Here is a 17,257-nt window from a genome sequence, read left to right as displayed (position 1 = left end):
TTGAAAATGATGTCGAAATATATCTAACATACAGGTTGGGGGGTAAATAGATGAATCGCAAAAAAACGCTTTGGACATTGATCGTGTCACAAATCGTGTATGTTTTGTTTGTAATTGTATGGCTTTTTGTCGCCGGAATGTCGGTCATGATGTTCGACCATCCTGATGCGGTAAATGATGTAACGACTTGGCTTATTTTTTCTTATATTGTCATTTACCCGTTAGGACTTCTGGCAGCACTAATTGCGGGATGGATTCTTTTTTCCCGGCGGAGGTATAAGGCTTCCCTGATCTGGAATTGTATCCCGCTGCTCTGGATCGTGCCCTTGCTCGGGTTTTTAGCTTATGCGAATTTATGAACCATTAAATGTGGGGCTTTAGCGAAAATTAGCGAATAGAAATATAGTCAAAAAGACACCTTACAGGTGTCTTTTTGTATACCAGTACTCTTCCGGCAGAAGGTGAGCAAGGCGATGGTGAAGCATTTGGTTCCGTCAAACATGACCAGGTGTAAGCTTGAGCCGCTTGGCCAATCCGGTTAAAAAGTATAAAAGTACGTGCATGCTAATCCGCGTCGTCCGGTCTCGCGTATCCCGGTTCGGGTCCACGCAAACCATGTCCATAGCGATGACTCGGTCCCACGCCCCGAGCACCTCCGCGCAATAAAACAAGTCAAGTGGGGAAAGTCCGCCCGGTCCGATCGCCGGTACCCCAGGCACATCCGACTGATCGAGCACATCGATGTCGAACGTGGCGTATACCACATCGACGTTCATCTTAAGCCTGGCGATCGCTTCTTCTAGAATCGTCTGAATGCCGCGTTCCCTAACCTGCTTCGCCGTATATAACGTGACACCCTGCTGTTCGGCGTAGGTGCGGTACTGCTTGGAGTTGGCGAAGCTGCGGAGGCCGATGTTCACGACGTCCTCGCCACGCAAGACTCCGGTTTCCATAAGGCTGCGAACAGGAGTCCCGTTCGATCTTCCCCCGGAAGCTGTGTCCCGCACATCGAGATGGGCATCGAATTGGATCAGTCCGATCCGTTCTCCGCGGACGCGTTGTAGACCGGTTAGTGCTGGATACGTGATCGAATGGTCGCCGCCGATTAAACACGGAACGACGGTCGGGAGCCGTTTCGCCACTTCCTCAAAGGCATGTTCAATATTATGGTGGCATTGCGGAATATCGGTCGTATGCATGACGATGTCGCCGAGGTCACGGACGCGCAGCGGCAGCAAATCCAGATCGTCTTCGAAGTTATAAGTCGTGAACGCGCTGAATAACTGGCGGAATACGGTCGGATGCATATGGGCGCCGGAGAAGCTGATCGAGCTCTTCGAAAGCGGTGCACCGATAAGTGCCGCCTGAAATAGTTCGTTGCCGTCCCACTCGGTTATCCAATCGCTGAGCCGGGTCACGTTAGGATCTCCTTGACCGGGCGTGTAAACTAGGCTCGGCCGCTGTAAATAAGGGATTTGGTTCATCATGAATGCCTCCTATCTGGAAATGAAGCCGCAACGGCTTCGGATCAATTGTTTTGCAGCACCTGGCTCAAAAATGTTTGCGTACGCGGATGCGACGGGTTCGTAAAAATGGTCGAAGGCGCTCCTTCTTCTAGAATAACACCGCCATCCATGACTACAACCTTATCGGCCACGTCGCGGGCGAATCCCATCTCGTGCGTCACGATGATCATCGTCATCCCTTCCTGCGCCAGATTGCGCATCACCTGAAGCACTTCTCCTACCGTTTCCGGATCGAGAGCGGATGTAGGTTCGTCGAACAGCATCACTTTCGGCATCATCGCCAAGGCGCGGGCAATCGCGACGCGTTGCTTTTGGCCGCCGGACAGACTCGATGGACGGGCATTCGCCTTTTCCTCCAAACCGACCTTGCGGAGCAGTTCGAGCGCCTGTTGTTCCGCTTCCTCTTTTTTCATGCCGCGTAATGAAATTGGGGCCAGCGTGATGTTCTGCAGCACTGTCATGTGCGGGTAAAGGTTGAATGATTGAAAAACCATTCCTACTTCCTGCCTCATCGCATTCAGTTCGTTTTGCGGCATTTCCCGGGAATGTCCGCCGGCCGTTATACGGCCGATTGCTTTTCCTTCGATGAACACGTTTCCTTGTTCGAACGTCTCCAAATAATTGATGCAGCGCAGCAGCGTGCTTTTTCCCGAACCGGACGGTCCAAGGATGACCACGACTTCCCCGCGATTCACCTGAAGATCCACACCCCGCAGCACGCGGTTGCTGCCGAACATTTTGTGTAAGCCGTTAATTCGTATCATCGCATGTCATCTCCTGTGCTCAGACGTTTCTCTAGCTTCATCCCGATGAGTCCGATAATGTTGTTGACCACATAATAAAGAATGGCGACAGCAATCAAAAATTCCAGCGTCTTGTACGTATCGGCGATCAGGATGTTCGCCTGACGGAACAGCTCCACCACCGTGATCGTGGAAAGCAGCGACGAGTTTTTGGTCAAAGAAATCAGCTCGTTGGTCATCGGAGCCAGCATTCGGATAACCGCTTGCGGAATGATGATCTTCCGCATCGTTTGCGCGTAGGAGAAGCCGATCGATCGTCCGGCTTCCATCTGTCCCCGGTCGATCGATTGGATTGTGCTGCGGATGATTTGCGACGAGTAGGCGCCGCCGTACATCGCCAAGGCGATGATGCCAGACACCCAAGGGACCGTATCGATACCGAACAGGATCGGCAAGCCGTAGTATAAGAGGAAAAGCTGGACGAGCAGCGGCGTTCCCCGGAACCAAGAGAGATAGGCTAGGGACAAGAACCTTATCGGTCTGTTTTTGGCCATCTGCCCAAACGAAATGATCGTTCCGACCACGATGCTAAGCGTAAACCCCGCTAGCGTGTAAGCAACCGTATACCATAACGACTTTAGAAGGAGACGAATGTTTTGCCATTCCGCAAGGATGCTAAAATCAAGATGCTGCATGGTCAACCCTCATTTCTTGTTATTCGAACCATTTTTTGAAGATTTCGTTGTATTTGCCGTTCGCTTTTATTTTCACGAGCGCTTCGTTAACGGCTTTCTGGAATTCCGGATTATCTTTACGGATACCGTACCCATAAAATTCTTGCGTCAGTCCTTTAGGCAGCACCTTCACTGTGCCTTTTTCTTTCGCGTACGTCATGGCAGCAGGTCCACCAGTTACGACAGCTTCGACTTTGCCAGTTTCGAGCTCTAGGAACATCTCGGTGTTCTTCTCGACCTTCACCAGGGGAATGTCCTTGTGGCTCTCTTCTAAAAATTTGACGGATTTGGTGCCGATTTGCACAGCTACTTTCTTGCCTTTCAAATCTTCGATGCCTTTGATCTTGTCATTGTCCTTTTTGATCATGATCGTTAGACCGCCCGGGAAGTATGTGTCGGAGAAATCGATTGTCTGTTTGCGCTCGTCGGTAATGTACATGGCGGAAACGATCAAGTCGAATTTCTTAGCCTGCAAGCCTGGAATCAGCCCCTTGAACTCCGTATCGACGAATTCCACTTTATCCGCACCCATTTCTTTGGCAACCGCTTGAATGAGCTCGATGTCAAAACCATCGTATTTGTCACCCGATTTGTATTCGAACGGTTTGAAAGTCGCATCCGTTCCGACTGTAAGTGTTTTGTTCTTTGCGATTTTTTGCAGCACTTCGTCCGTGCTGACTTTCGCCGATGCACTCGTCGTTTTGGCCTGTTCGCTCGGAGCGGGATTCGCTTTCCCGCCACCGCAAGCGGTTGCAAGAATCGTAAGTACGCACAAGATCGCGAGAGGCATTACTTTTTTCATTTGGTGAGTCATTGTTTTTTTCCCCCATTGTGATTTAATTGTTACTGCAATTCTATATATATAGCAAGTTTCATGCCAACCGTTTGATAGAGAGAAAAACATGAGTATTTGTAAGGGTTTTCAAATAAACCTGGAGATAAATAGAGGAATAGTTAGGAGAGACAAAAGCGGCAGTTTTTGCCGCTGCGGTGGATTTCGCCGCCCCTTTGATAGCCAAAGGCAAACTTTAGTTTTAATAGCAAAGGTGCTGTCCCAAAAGTAGTAAATCTCTACCTGAGGACAGCCCCTTTTTTGGCATAGTAAACTTCTTCATTCGTTCGCTTTGCTTAAGTGTTTTGCTTTTGATGGGAATTTAATGTTACCTGCCGTTAGAACAATACTAAGAAGAACGAGTATCGCACCTATATATCCTCTAAGTCCAAGGATTTCTTGTGCAAACCAGAACCCACAAATAGCTGCAAAAACAGGTTCTAGTGAAAAAATTAACCCCGTTCGAGCTGGCGAAGTATATTTTTGGGCAATAATCTGTAATACAAACCCTAAACTGCAAAAGATACTAAGCATGAGAATTGCAAACCATCCAGTAGATGTTTTTGGTAGCGAAGGTGTTTCGAAAATGATGGAAAAGATGAAACCAAACAATCCAGTAAATCCTAGCTGTAGAATACCTAGACTAAGAGTATCAAATCTTCGTGCAGCGAAGCTTGCCACAATAATGTGAACGGCATATAAGAATGCAGCCGCAATACACAAAAGATCACCAATACTCATAGTAAGAGGAAATTGTAAAGTCAGAAATGCAATTCCCGTTATTGCTATTATGATGCTGAGTATAGTTTTTGTTGGGACTTTGTTTTTGAAGATGAAAGTGCTAATTAAAGGAACGAAAACAACGGTTAAGCTTATTAAAAACCCTGCGTTGGAAGTTGTCGTTGTCTTCAAGCCAAATGTAATCAAGGTGAATATAGCAAATAAGATAAAGCCTAGGATGAAGGAATAAAGTAAGATCTTTAAGTTAATCTTCTGCCGCAGGTGTCGGGAAAAGTTGATAGATGCAAGAATAAAGGCCAATCCAAACCTAAGAGCAATTAAATTAAACTCCTGTATCGAATCTAGGCCCATTTTCATAAATAGGTAAGAAGATCCCCAGCATATGGTGACAAATAACATGATAAGATCAGCTTTCAGCGGTTTCAATTTGCTAGTTTCCAAGATGAATTCCTCCTAGTTGTCTCGATTATTATACAATAGAGCAAGGTAGGAGCACAGGGCGGGACGAGCTTAACCTGTTTACTGACTTCAACCATCTGCAAACCGTTGGACATCAGAGACCGGGCAATAGTGGAGCTAATCGTGAAATTTCTCGAATTGAGATATAATACTGACTATCCATGATAGAGAGGGGATGAAAGGATAATGCGCAGAGATGGTCTTGTTACTGGCATTCCACTTCTCTGTATAGCGTTTGCTATGTTTGCGGCGACTTTCTTCTTCCCGTTTTCCGCAGCGGCCGCTGATGATACGCCATCCGAGCTGCGGCAAGTGATTCGCGTTGCCGGCGATAACTGGTTTCCACCGTTCGAATTCGAGGTCAACGGTACATTTCAAGGTTTTAACGTCGATATGATGAACGCACTTTCCATCGAAACCGGGATTACGTTTGAGTTCTATCCGATGCCGTGGAGCGAAGCGCTGAAGGCGCTGGAATCGGGTCGTGTAGACGCCATCCAAGGGATGAAATACAGTAAGGAGCGTGCGTCGTTATACGCTTATTCCGAACCGTATTTTACAAGTACGCAGGCGATTTTCGTATTGAAGGACAATTATTCCGTGTTCTCGCTGGGCGACTTGCAGCACCGTAAAATAGCCGTTCAGGAAGGCGATATTAGCGGGGAAGCGTTGCAACGGCTTCCTAATGCTGTTGTACTTGCTGGGGAAAATCAGGAAGAGGCAATCCAGATGCTGCTGGAGCACAAAGTGGACGCTTTTATCGGCAATCAAATTACAGGTCAATATTTGCTGCAATCGGATGGTCAACAGGACAAGGTGAAGCTCGTCGGAGATCCGATTTCACCAACCAACTATGGCATGGTCGTCCTGAAGCGGAACGAACAGCTGCTTGAGCCGATCAACGCAGGACTGCGGAAAATCAAAACAAACGGTACATACCCGAAAATCGAACGCAAATGGTTCGGCGAATACATTTATCCGTCGACTCGCAATATCCGCGGCATGCTAACTTATTTTATCATCGGCCTGGTCGCCATAACCTGTGTGCTGCTTATCATTTTGTGGTGGAATTTTACGCTGAAGAGAGAATTGAAGAAGCGCGTCGACACTTACAAAAAAACGCTGGGCGAGCTTGCGCGTAAAGATAGGATGCAATCGTTAGGCCAATTAGTCGCAGGGATTGCCCACGAAATCCGCAATCCGATTACGTCCATTTTATCCTATGCCCAGCTTCTGCCTACCAAATACGAAAACAAGGAATACCGCGAGTTTTTTGCACAGCACGTAACTGGGGAAGTGATGCGGTTGAACCGGATCGTCGGTGAACTGCTGGACTTCGCGCGTGACAAGCCGCCAGAGAAAACGACTTTTGCTATCAGCGAAACCGTTCAAGCCGTCGTGCTGCTGTTCCATCAGCTGTTCGAAAATCAACGTATCGTCGTCCGGCTTGAAGTGCCGGAGTCTTTCGTTGTTTGGGCGGATGCCCAGCAAATCAAGCAGGTGCTGATCAATTTGTTCAAAAACGCGATCGATGCGATGGAGGACGGCGGGCATTTGCAGATAACGGCTTATAGTGATGGTCCCCATGTCATGATGACGATTGAAGATACTGGCGAAGGCATCGATCCCCGGGACTTGGCGAACATTTATGAACCTTTTTTTACGCGAAAAGCTGGAGGGGTCGGACTTGGGCTGTCGATTTGCTACCGGCTGATGGCCGAGAACAACGGGGGGATCGAAGTGGAAAGCAAGAAGGGAACCGGAACCAAGGTGACGCTGAAATTACCGGGCGAGCAGGGGGAGAGCGAACATGCATAAACCGAATTTGCTTATTATTGATGACGAAATCTCGATCTGCAAATCATTGTCGTTTATTTTGGAAGACGATTATCAAGTGTATACGTCCGTTGATCCCGACGAGGCGGTCGCTTTGTTCGCGCATCTTTCGTTTGAGATCGTGCTCTTGGATCTGCGAATTGGCATGAGGGACGGCATCGAGGTGCTGCGGACGGTCAAGCAAATGTCACCTAAGACAGTCGTCATCATGATGACCGCGTACGGCAGCATCGCTTCCGCCGTTGAGGCGATGAAGCTCGGCGCTTTCTATTATGTGCAGAAACCGATCGATATGGAGGAGCTCAAGGTGCTGTGCGGCAGAGCGCAGGAGCAGTATCACCTTCAATCAAGAGTGGAATGGTTGGACGGAGAAATCCGCAAAGCCTACGACGTGCACGGTCTGATCGGCGAAAGCGATCGGATGAAGCACGTATTTGCGCTTATCGATAAAGTAAAGAACATCGATTCTGGCATTCTGATCCTCGGGGAGAGCGGGACGGGAAAAGAACTGGTCGCCCGTGCCGTTCATTTTGCAGGGGAGCGACGGGAGCAGGTGTTTTCCACGATTAATTGCGCCGCCATCCCCGCCAATTTGATGGAATCCGAGCTGTTCGGCTATGAAAAAGGCGCGTTTACAGGCGCGAATGTACGCAAAGCTGGCATTTTCGAGACAGCAGACGGTGGCACCTTGTTTCTCGACGAAATCGGTGAGCTCGATATCGGGTTGCAAAGCAAGCTGCTGCGGGTGCTGCAGGAGAAGACGGTGACGCCAATCGGAGGGCATAAGGAGAAGCGGATCGATGTTCGGATTATTGCCGCAACGAACCGGGATTTGAAGAAAGAAGTGCAGCAGGGCAAGTTCAGGGAAGATTTGTATTATCGGTTGAACGTCATTCCGATCCAGGTTCCGCCGCTCCGCGAGCGCAAGGAAGATATCCCGCTGCTAATCCGGCATTTTATGGACAAAATCGGCGGAAAAATGTCCAAGCAAATAAAGGGCATTTCGCAGGAAGCGCTCAATCTGCTGAATGATTATCCTTTTCCCGGCAACGTGCGGGAGCTCCAAAACATTATCGAGCGTTCTATCGCACTCGCGGACGGCGAACATTTGACGATCCGAGATATGCCGATGGACCTTCAGCCACAGCGCGGGCAAATCGCAGACGGTCGGCTCGTTCCCGTTTATGTGGGCGATACCGCCCTAGAGGCGGAGAGAAAGCTCATATTGGCAACGCTTCGGGAGCTTGGCGGAAACCGCCGCAAAACAGCCGATATGCTGGATATCGGCGAACGCACGCTGCGAGACAAGATGTCTAAATATAAGGAGGAAGGATCATTCCCATAGCTTGCGGGATTGTCCTTTTTCCACAAGATTCATGCTCATGATCTGATGAATCAAAAAGCCGTCCCAAGGTTCATGAACCTAGGAACGGCTTTTTTCACAAACTTAATAAAAAGGGTATCGCCATATCCGCAATGCGTTGATGCCCTGCCTCATTCGGATGCAAGCCATCTGAAGTAAAGCTGGGCAGCGTTAGCTTATTAAGCCCACTTTGTTCATACAGATTAAGGACAGGGAGCGCATACAGATGACCAATATGCTTAATGGCTTCGACATAATCGGATAAACGGTGTCCGGCTGCATTGATGTAGAAGATGTCATAGCCATCTTTATCCCGCTGCAGCGGTGTCCACAAACTAAGGCGGCAGCGTGGATTTTTCGCCAAAATATCTTCGATAAGGGTCGTATAGGCTCCGTAAAACGTATAAATATCGTTCGTGCCGATGTCGCCTATCGGTTTATCCAAACGAAAATCATTCACTCCCGCGAAGATGGTGACGCAATCCAAGGAAGCATCTATCGTTTTGCCCACATGCGTCGTGGCTCCGTAGTCGCGGTCTCCTCCGGCAGTCATCGGACAGCCGCTTTTCCCATAATTGATCACGCTCGAAAAGCCTAGAGCAGACTGAATGAGAGGCTGATATCCTCCGGCCTCCGTAATGCTGTCGCCGAGTGTCCCCCAGGTTTTTCCTACCCACTTACTTTGCATTTCATGAACACTCCCTACACTAACATTCTTCATCAAATGTAACGGCACCTACGGCAACGGGTTGATCCGCATCAGCTTTACCCGGGCGTTCACCAAGCCATGCACCCTGCGCTATCAGCTTGTTCTGCAGTTCTAAGATCGGAACCTCGCGGAAACCTAGGCCGGCGAAGCTTGCCATAGCTGCCGCGACACCTGCGGCCTCTCCCATCGCAAAGCAGTTAGGCATGACGCGAAGCGAGCCTTGCACAGGACGATCGGACGAGACGGAACGTCCGGCTACGATTAAATTCGATTTGCCTTTTGGAAGCATGCAGCGATAAGGTACGCCATGGGATTTGCCTTTTGGCAGATGCTTGATCGTCATCGTGCTGTTGGCGTTTGCCAAATGGATATCGATAAAGTACGAATTGCGTGCGATATCGTCTTCGAATGTCCGCATCGATAAGAAGTCCTCGACTACGAGGGTATAGTCTCCCTGGATTCGGCGAGTTTCGCGGATGCCAATCTGGTCGCCAGAATGAACGAGGAAGATATGCTCAAAACCGGGCACATATTTGCGTAAAAACCGGATCTGAATGTCGATTAGCTTCCGGCCCTCGATCGCGGCACGGGTCAAATCCTCCGTTTTTGTGCCGTCAATGTTGAAGATATGACCGAAATTAAAGCCGACGATTGAATCGGTAATCCAGGCCATACCTGATATCCGCTTGCGTCCCTCCGGGAGGTCGCCGTTTCGCTGCGCTTCAATGACGATGTTCTCCAGTTGACTATGCGCTCCTGTCTCCTGAAGGAACTGCTCATAGCGTGCCTTGTCCGCACCGGTAACCACATAGCACATGGTACCGGGTTGAAGCTCCCCTTGCTCTCCTCCAATTTGAAAAGGAACACCTGCCAGCGCAGCGAGATCCGCATCGCCCGAAGCATCGATGTACAGTTTGGCTTGGACGACGGACCGTCCGGATTTATTGCTTATGACTAGCCCGGTTATCCGATCGCCATCCAGCAGTACCTGATCCGCTACTGTATGGAACAGTACCTTCGCTCCGCTTGACAGTACTTCTGCGTCATATACGCGCTTAAGCGTTTCCACATCGATGGGAACCCAGTCCAACTGTTCCTTGTAACGTCGCATAAAGTCATCACCTGCAGCGTGTTTCATCTTCTCGAGCAGATCAAGCCCGATGCCGCGAATGACCGGCTTCTCCCCATCGGTATAAGGGCAGAAGGCAGGAACTAGAGCAGCTGTCCCCATCCCGCCCAAGTAGCCTCTTTGCTCAATTAATAACGTGTTAGCGCCATTGCGGGCTGCGGCAATAGCTGCTGCAATGCCGGATGCGCCGCCTCCAACGACAACTACGTCCGGGGTGTAGCTAACCGGAAGGTTCTGCGATGGGATCGTAACAGTTTGAATGTTCAACTTCGTCATGTTGATGTTCCTCCTAAGAGTTTTGCTTTAACAAAACTGGATTTGTAGTCATTTGCATTTGTAATCATTTGGATTTGTAGTCATTCGCTAAAGCTTAATTTGATTGTCATTGCCTTCATTATAGGTCCCTGACATGGAGGAACTAGTTTAATTTTAGTTTAATCAAAAAAGAGGACGTGATATGATAACTAAACGAATAACAAATCCGGACTACTATGAGGTGCAGCCCTATATGCCTACCCGAAAGGAAGTTACGTTAAAAACGATTGCCAAGGAGCTTGGGTTGACTGTACAGACCGTGTCTAAAGCGCTAAAAGGAAAACCCGGCATGTCGGAAGCTACCAGACAGCTTATTGTCCATACGGCCGAGAAGCTGGGCTATTATACAATGGATCAGATTCGCAGCCTTAGGCTCGATCGCATTGCTCCTTATCCCAATGAGCGGAAGCGCTTCCTTTTGGTACAGACCGCAGAATCCGTGGCTTACAATCGTCTGTTGCTTCAAGGGCTTCAAGATCGTTTCTTTTCCTTCGGCCATCAAATCGAGCTGCTCATGTTACCGCAAAAGATCAAGAAGGAACATATAAACGATTGGATCGAAGAAAGCGGAATGGCCTATGCGGATGGCATTTTCATCGCTCCAAGCATTGTGCCTAAAGCGTGGGAGCCCGCTCTGTTTGGGCTGCAGCTGCCACGAATATTGCTCAGCTTTCCTCCTCCAGGAGTGAAAATAGACAGCGTGATTTGGGATGTTTATGAAGCTGCGTTTCAAGCGGTAACCTATCTGCGAAGCCTTGGGCATGAGCGAATTATGTATGTGGGAGATATCCATTTGCAGCGTGGCTTTATTTTGCGCTGGCAAGCCTTCTGTCACGCGATGAATATGCTCGGTGTCGAAATCGACCCTTCTATGCATTCCATCGGTGAACGGACCAACCAAGCGCAGTGGCGTGAAGAGCTGCTGCAACGAATGGAACATTCTACGCCAAGTGCCATCATCTGCGGAATTGACCATGAAGTTCCGGTCGTATATGAGTTATGCAACGAGCTACAGTGGCGAGTGCCTGAGGATGTGTCCTTGGTTGGATTCCTGAATGAGCAATCCGAGTCTCTGCCATCGTTCACAAGGCCGCTTCTTTCGATCCGAGAGACCGGTTACCGTGCTGCCGACCGGATGCTGTGGCGAATTGCCAATCCGACACTGCCATTTGAACACATTCGCATTCAAGGTGATTTTTTTGTTGGGAGTACAACAACAGCGCCTTCAAACGGCCGTGTTTTTTCTGAATTCAGGTAAATATAGAACCAGAAATCATAATATTCTCATATGTCCTTGGCTTTTTTGCACGATATAATAAGTAGATCTGCAGCTAAAGGGAGGCCGACACGAGATGTATAAACTAGTCATTGTGGACGACGAGCCGACAGTTCGTTTTGGGTTAAGGACTTATTTTGACTGGAATGCTTATGGGATTGAAGTGGTGGGTGATGCAGATGACGGTGACGTTGCGTTAGAGGTTATAGAACGATTAAAGCCGGATTTAGTGTTAACGGATGTGCGCATGCCCAATATGGATGGCATTCAGATGTCGAATAGACTCAGCGAACGATTTCCTCATATCAAAATTGTTTTTGTGAGCGGCCATGATGATGTCGAATATTTGAAATCTGCGCTTCAAGTCAAAGCGGTCGATTATATGTTCAAGCCCGTCAATTTAGGGGAGCTTAGCGTGGTGGTTGAACGATTGGTTCGTACCTTGCAGACGGAAAAACAGGAACGAAAACTGATTGAGGACATGCAGGTCAAGCTCATTCAGAGCATGCCCTTGCTGCGGGAAAAATTCCTTATGTCATTAATTAGGGAAGGGGTTACTTTTCCTACACGTATACAGGATCGCACCCTATTCCTCGGGCTTGAGCTTCCGCTTGAGGCGACATACTGGGTGATTGCGATTCGCATGGATAATGCTTCTGAGGTTGCACAGACTCGTTCGGAAAGGGATCAGCAGTTGTTATCCTACTCTGTACTTAATATCGTGCAAGAGCTTATTGAGAAAGAGATTGGTGGATACGTCTTTGAAAATCAAATAGGCGAGTTCGTAGGCATTCTTCGGATGGTGGAGCAGGAAGATCAGGAAAGTCTTTTGTTTACATTAGCCGAGGAAGTTCGCGAAAGTCTCTATAACTATTTGAAAATTAGTGTGACCATCGGCGTGGGCGAGCGAATATCGAGGTTAGCCAGCTTACCGCAGTCGTATTCGCAAGCAAGAGAAGCTGCCGATCAAAGATGGTTTCTCGGAAAAAACCAGATCATTTCTATGGATAATTTGGAACAACGTGAGGAAAGCATGTATCGCTTTGAACCAGCGCAGAATGAGAGATTGATCTCTTCTCTGAAAGCTGCGGAAGCTGGCAAGGTGCAGGAGGAGCTTCACGTTATTTATAACGCTCTTTCCCGCAATCGTGCAGAAGGCATGCAGTATGGGCGCAACTTGAGCTTGCAGCTGCTGCTGCTTGCAAGCCGAATTTTGCTAGAGCTAAATGTTCACAGGCAGGGGCTGGAGGAGAAAGAGAACGAGCTTCTGGCTGAGGTTTTCCAGCAAGAAACGTTAGATGATTTAAGGCGGCTTGTGGAATCCCATCTCATCGAGGTGTGTGAGCGAATCGGTGAGAAACGCAGCGGCAAAGCCAAAAATGTCATTGAACGTATTCGCTCCCTAATCGATAAACGATTCGCGGAAAACCTTCAAGTTGGGGATATTGCGAAGGAAGTATTTTTATCAACGACTTATCTGTGTCTGCTGTTCAAACAAGAGACAGGTGAAACCATCAACGAATATATGACGAAAGTTCGGGTAGACAAAGCGAAGGAGCTCTTGAAAGACCCAAGCAATAAGTTTTATGAGGTTTGCTATGCCGTTGGCTACTCGGATCCTAGCTATTTCAGCAAAATATTTAAGAAATACACCGGACATACGCCGAGCTCATTTCGCGATCAAGTCTTGTAAAGGCGGTGGAGGGAAATGAAGCAACTCATGACTAGAGGATTGAATTACGTATCGATGATCTTCAAGGGCGTTGTTGCCGCAAGGCTATGGCTGGTCGCATACATCGTATTGATCCTGATTCCGGCTTCCGTATTACTGTATGCTTACTCGCAGAGGTACTCCCGCATTTTGGAAGAAGAAGTAACGCGAACGATGCTTCAGACGCTGAAGCAGGCTGAAATCAATTTGAATCACCAATTGGATTCCGCACGTGATATTTCGAATACGATTCTAATGAATCCTAAGCTGCATCAGTATTTAAGCAACTCGACATCGGATAGCGATCAACTCGATGCTATGAAGGAACTGCGTATTTTAGTTGATAATGCCCAAACGAATCCGATTGTATTTCGCGTTCGATTGTATGTCGACGACTCCAAGCTTTTTTCCCATGAGAGAGTGAATTTCTTTCCGTGGGAAAGTATCAAAAACCGTCCTTGGTACACAGATGTAGTGAACTCCAGGGGCAATCTCGTGTGGACGGGAGCTTACTTGGAAAACTTTCTAGATGATACACAGAGCGCCCGCTATATTTTCTCGGGTATAAGAGTACTACGGGATCCGGATGATTACGATCATATGTCAGGTGTTTTATCTATTGAAGTCTCTGCTAAGACCATAGAAAATATCCTATCCAATATCGAGTTGAACAAAGAGCAAAATGTATTCATGGTCGCACCGGATGGCACCGTCGTCTTGCACAACGACAAATCCTTGCTAGGGACGAAGCTAAAATCAAGTAGCGTGCTTAGCGCGATAGAACAAAAGAATGAAGGCGTATCTCCGATCATTGAAGACAACACGCAACAATATGTCGTCTATACGACGATTGGCTCCACAGGTTGGAAGCTGGTTGCGGAAGTGCCTAAGAATGGTATTAGCTCGCGTGCCGCTTCATTGAATCAATTTGCCAGTGTCGCTACCTTGTCGGGAATTACGATTCTGTTCCTCATTCTAGTTTTTTTACTCCTTGCATTTATCATGCGGGGGATGAATCGCAGAGTGCAGACGGTGATAAGAGTTATTAAACGAGAAGGCATGGAGGGGCTCGATGAACGGAGCGGAGCATCTGAAGGAGACTTCTATTTACTCGAAAAAAGCGTCGACCATCTGATTCATAGGGTCCGAGATTTAATGGAAGAAACTTATAAATCGAAGGTGCAGGAGCGGGAAGCGCAACTTCGGGCTTTGCAAGCGCAGATTAATCCTCATTTCTTGTACAATACCTTGGATACGATCAACTGGATTGCTATTGGACATAACGCTCACGATATTAGCCAGATGATCGATGGTTTGGCCAAATATTTCAGGCTAAGCTTAAACAAGGGCAGAGATTTGGTCAGTGTGACCGATGAGCTTAATTTAGCCAAGGTTTACTTGGAGATTCAGCAAAACCGATTTCCGAAGAGCTTTAAGGTTCATTTTGACATCGAAGAAGGCATGGATGATATTGAAATGCCTAAGCTGACACTGCAGCCAATTGTGGAAAATGCCCTTTTGCATGGGATAAGAAAATCTAAGGGCAAGACAGGGTCTATTTTGATAAAGGCCAGACAAGAAGAGGGGCTTCTGATCTTATCCGTCACTGACGATGGCATCGGCATGGAGCCAGAGCTTGTGCAAAGTCTGCTAACAGAGCCGCGTCCCAATATGAAATCAGACGTTTCCGGAAGCTCGTATGGTTTGTACAATGTTAATGAAAGGATCAAGTTGTTCGCAGGAGACGCCTATGGACTGGAGCTTCACTCCACGCTCGGAGAAGGGACAATAGTTACGGTTCGAATGACATATAAACATTCATCTGATAAGCCGCCTCTATAAGAAAGAGGTCGGCTTTTTGTTTGCGTAAATACCATAAGATTGCACCAGAAACAGAAATATTACCATCTACAAGTCGTTTCAGGGCACCTATATAATTAACCTATAAGAACACGGAGGTGAGCCATTCATGAGTGTTTCGCTAACAGAGCTTGAACAAAAAAAAGCTCACGCCAAGCCCAAAACAAAAGGTAGTGGCCGTTGGAAGCTAATTCTAACCAATTATGATTTATACCTATTATTAGTGCCGGGATTAGTAGTTCTGTTTTTATTCAAATATGCGCCTATGTACGGGATTATTATCGCTTTTCAAGACTTCAACATTTTTGATGGTTTTGCTGGAAGTAAATGGGTAGGTCTGGATCAATTTGAGAAGCTCATACATTCCGAAGAGTTTTATCAGGTTTTCATGAATACCTTGTTGATCAGCGTTTACAAGCTTGTGCTTCTTTTTCCGATACCGATCATCATCGCGCTTTTCTTGAATGAGGTTCGGAAGGCCTTTTTCAAGAAGACGATTCAAACCATTATATTTCTCCCGCATTTTCTATCATGGGTGATCATTTCTGGATTGTTTATTAATATTCTGTCCCCATCAGGCGGTCTAGTGAACAATATGATTCAGTGGTTCGGAGGGACGCCGATATCCTTCTTTCTGGACAACCAGTACTTCCGAAGTGTAGTTGTATTTACAGCAGGTTGGAAGGAATCAGGCTGGAATGCCATTATATTTATCGCAGCCATTGCAGGCATCGAGCAGGAACAATATGAAGCAGCTTCCATTGACGGTGCAGGACGCATTAGACAAATGCTCCACATTACATTGCCAGGTATTATGCCAACGATCATTCTCATCTTAATTTTACGCATGGGATACTTGCTTGAAGCAGGCACGGAGCAGATTCTGACCATGTACAACTCTGTCGTGTATCAATCGGGTGATGTGATCGGTACTTTCGTTTATCGGCAGGGGCTCGGTCAACAGGATTATAGCTTTAGTACAGCAGTCGGGTTGTTCAACTCTGTCGTTGGGTTCATCCTAATTATTGCTGGTAATGAACTCAGCAAAAAGCTGATCAAGCGAAGCATATGGTAGGGGGCTGGAAACATGCATAAAAAAACGCTTAGTGATTGGTCCTTAGACATCTGTATTTATCTTGTTTTACTACTTTCCGGCTTAGCTACTTTGCTGCCACTAGCCAATATTTTATCCAAAGCCATTAGTGATGAATCGGCAGTGATATCCGGTAAAGTAGGGATTTTTCCGGTCGGCTTCCAGCTAGAAACGATGAAATATGTGGTATCCTCCAGCCAGTTTCTCCACTCAATAGGGGTTTCTCTACTGATAACGGTTGTAGGTACAGTGCTTGCGATTCTGGTGACAGCAATAACGGCTTACCCATTGTCCAAAAGGCATCTTCCAGGCATTTCGATGATTATGCTGCTGTTTGTTTTCACGATGATGTTTAATGGCGGTATTATTCCCAATTACTTGCTAATGAAACAGCTCCACTTAATTAATAGCTTATGGTCGCTGATGCTGCCAGCTCTCATTAGTGTGTTCAATATGCTGGTGATCAAAAGCTACTATGAATCTTTGCCTGAGGCTCTTGAAGAATCCGCCAAAATGGATGGCGCTCGTAACTTTACGATTCTTTTTCGCATCATTCTTCCTTTAAGCGTACCTGTAATCGCAACGATTGCTCTTTTCTATGCGGTCTACTTCTGGAATGACTATTTTCACCCTATGCTCTACATTAATGACGCAAGCCTTAAGCCATTGCAGTTGTACTTGCGTGATATTGTCCTGGATGCAGATAGCTCAAGTGCCGTAACCAAAAGTGCTGACGATATGATGAACGCATCACCGGAAGGTATTCGAGCTGCAACCGTCATCGCTTCGATCATACCGATGCTGCTCGTGTATCCCTATTTGCAAAAGCATTTTGTCAAAGGTGTGCTCATTGGTTCTGTAAAAGGGTGAATTTGCATTAAACACCCTTGATGTTAGCATCAAGGGTTTAATGATATATTAAACACAATT

The 17,257-nt window shown here is 47.3% G+C and carries 15 protein-coding genes; 8 read left to right on the top strand and 7 right to left on the bottom strand.

The window, feature by feature from the left end:
• Window positions 1-50: 50 nt before the first annotated feature.
• Window positions 51-359 carry a hypothetical protein gene (locus tag GC098_RS23900; RefSeq protein WP_171645720.1) on the top strand — a complete coding sequence of 103 codons (309 nt, stop codon included), beginning with the start codon at window positions 51-53 and terminating at the stop codon, window positions 357-359.
• Window positions 360-494: 135 nt separating this feature from the next.
• Here the strand turns inward: GC098_RS23900 and GC098_RS23895 are convergent, their stop codons facing one another.
• The 5 genes from GC098_RS23895 to GC098_RS23875 form a co-directional block, all read right to left on the bottom strand.
• A complete protein-coding gene (locus GC098_RS23895; protein ID WP_246358901.1) occupies window positions 495-1,487 on the bottom strand; it encodes an agmatinase family protein in 993 nt (330 codons plus the stop codon).
• A 41-nt stretch (window positions 1,488-1,528) separates the two neighbouring features.
• Window positions 1,529-2,290, bottom strand: a complete 762-nt coding sequence (locus GC098_RS23890; RefSeq protein ID WP_171645719.1) for an amino acid ABC transporter ATP-binding protein — start codon at window positions 2,288-2,290, stop codon at window positions 1,529-1,531.
• Entirely contained in the window at window positions 2,287-2,964 is a 678-nt protein-coding gene (locus tag GC098_RS23885) for an amino acid ABC transporter permease (RefSeq protein ID WP_171645718.1), read from the bottom strand. The genes GC098_RS23890 and GC098_RS23885 overlap by 4 nt, the downstream gene beginning before the upstream one ends.
• A gap of 19 nt (window positions 2,965-2,983) precedes the next feature.
• Window positions 2,984-3,805 carry a transporter substrate-binding domain-containing protein gene (locus GC098_RS23880; RefSeq protein WP_246358899.1) on the bottom strand — a complete coding sequence of 274 codons (822 nt, stop codon included), beginning with the start codon at window positions 3,803-3,805 and terminating at the stop codon, window positions 2,984-2,986.
• 309 nt (window positions 3,806-4,114) lie between these two features.
• Window positions 4,115-5,002: a DMT family transporter gene (locus GC098_RS23875; protein ID WP_171645766.1), complete on the bottom strand. Its 888-nt coding sequence runs from the start codon at window positions 5,000-5,002 to the stop codon at window positions 4,115-4,117.
• Window positions 5,003-5,221: 219 nt separating this feature from the next.
• On the opposite strand from GC098_RS23875, the gene GC098_RS23870 reads away from it, so the two are divergent.
• Window positions 5,222-6,853: a transporter substrate-binding domain-containing protein gene (locus GC098_RS23870; RefSeq protein ID WP_171645716.1), complete on the top strand. Its 1,632-nt coding sequence runs from the start codon at window positions 5,222-5,224 to the stop codon at window positions 6,851-6,853.
• Window positions 6,846-8,216: a sigma-54-dependent transcriptional regulator gene (locus tag GC098_RS23865; protein WP_171645715.1), complete on the top strand. Its 1,371-nt coding sequence runs from the start codon at window positions 6,846-6,848 to the stop codon at window positions 8,214-8,216. Before GC098_RS23870 ends, GC098_RS23865 begins: the two co-directional genes overlap by 8 nt.
• A gap of 94 nt (window positions 8,217-8,310) precedes the next feature.
• Here GC098_RS23865 and GC098_RS23860 read toward each other — a convergent pair whose 3' ends face one another.
• Window positions 8,311-8,922, bottom strand: coding sequence for an SGNH/GDSL hydrolase family protein (locus GC098_RS23860; RefSeq protein WP_171645714.1), 612 nt, complete (start codon window positions 8,920-8,922; stop codon window positions 8,311-8,313).
• Between the two features lie 19 nt (window positions 8,923-8,941).
• Complete coding sequence (locus tag GC098_RS23855; RefSeq protein WP_171645713.1) at window positions 8,942-10,348, bottom strand: FAD-dependent oxidoreductase; 1,407 nt, start codon at window positions 10,346-10,348, stop codon at window positions 8,942-8,944.
• A 181-nt stretch (window positions 10,349-10,529) separates the two neighbouring features.
• Here GC098_RS23855 and GC098_RS23850 point away from each other — a divergent pair, with 181 nt between their 5' ends.
• The 5 genes from GC098_RS23850 to GC098_RS23830 all read left to right on the top strand — a co-directional run bounded on the left by GC098_RS23850 (window position 10,530) and on the right by GC098_RS23830 (window position 17,197).
• Complete coding sequence (locus GC098_RS23850; protein ID WP_171645712.1) at window positions 10,530-11,645, top strand: LacI family DNA-binding transcriptional regulator; 1,116 nt, start codon at window positions 10,530-10,532, stop codon at window positions 11,643-11,645.
• A 94-nt stretch (window positions 11,646-11,739) separates the two neighbouring features.
• On the top strand, window positions 11,740-13,356 hold the full coding sequence (locus GC098_RS23845; protein WP_171645711.1) for a response regulator: 1,617 nt from the start codon (window positions 11,740-11,742) through the stop codon (window positions 13,354-13,356).
• Between the two features lie 15 nt (window positions 13,357-13,371).
• Window positions 13,372-15,216 (top strand): cache domain-containing sensor histidine kinase, encoded by a 1,845-nt coding sequence (locus tag GC098_RS23840; protein WP_171645710.1) that lies wholly within the window; start codon window positions 13,372-13,374, stop codon window positions 15,214-15,216.
• A 127-nt stretch (window positions 15,217-15,343) separates the two neighbouring features.
• On the top strand, window positions 15,344-16,309 hold the full coding sequence (locus tag GC098_RS23835) for an ABC transporter permease (RefSeq protein ID WP_171645709.1): 966 nt from the start codon (window positions 15,344-15,346) through the stop codon (window positions 16,307-16,309).
• A gap of 12 nt (window positions 16,310-16,321) precedes the next feature.
• Window positions 16,322-17,197 (top strand): carbohydrate ABC transporter permease, encoded by an 876-nt coding sequence (locus tag GC098_RS23830; protein ID WP_171645708.1) that lies wholly within the window; start codon window positions 16,322-16,324, stop codon window positions 17,195-17,197.
• Window positions 17,198-17,257: the final 60 nt, after the last annotated feature.

Origin of the sequence: Paenibacillus phytorum, from assembly GCF_013141715.1 — a bacterium.
Lineage (GTDB): Bacteria > Bacillota > Bacilli > Paenibacillales > NBRC-103111 > Paenibacillus_E > Paenibacillus_E phytorum.
The sequence above is the reverse complement of the archived record's forward strand: the minus strand, read 5'-3'. Positions and strand labels throughout refer to the sequence as shown.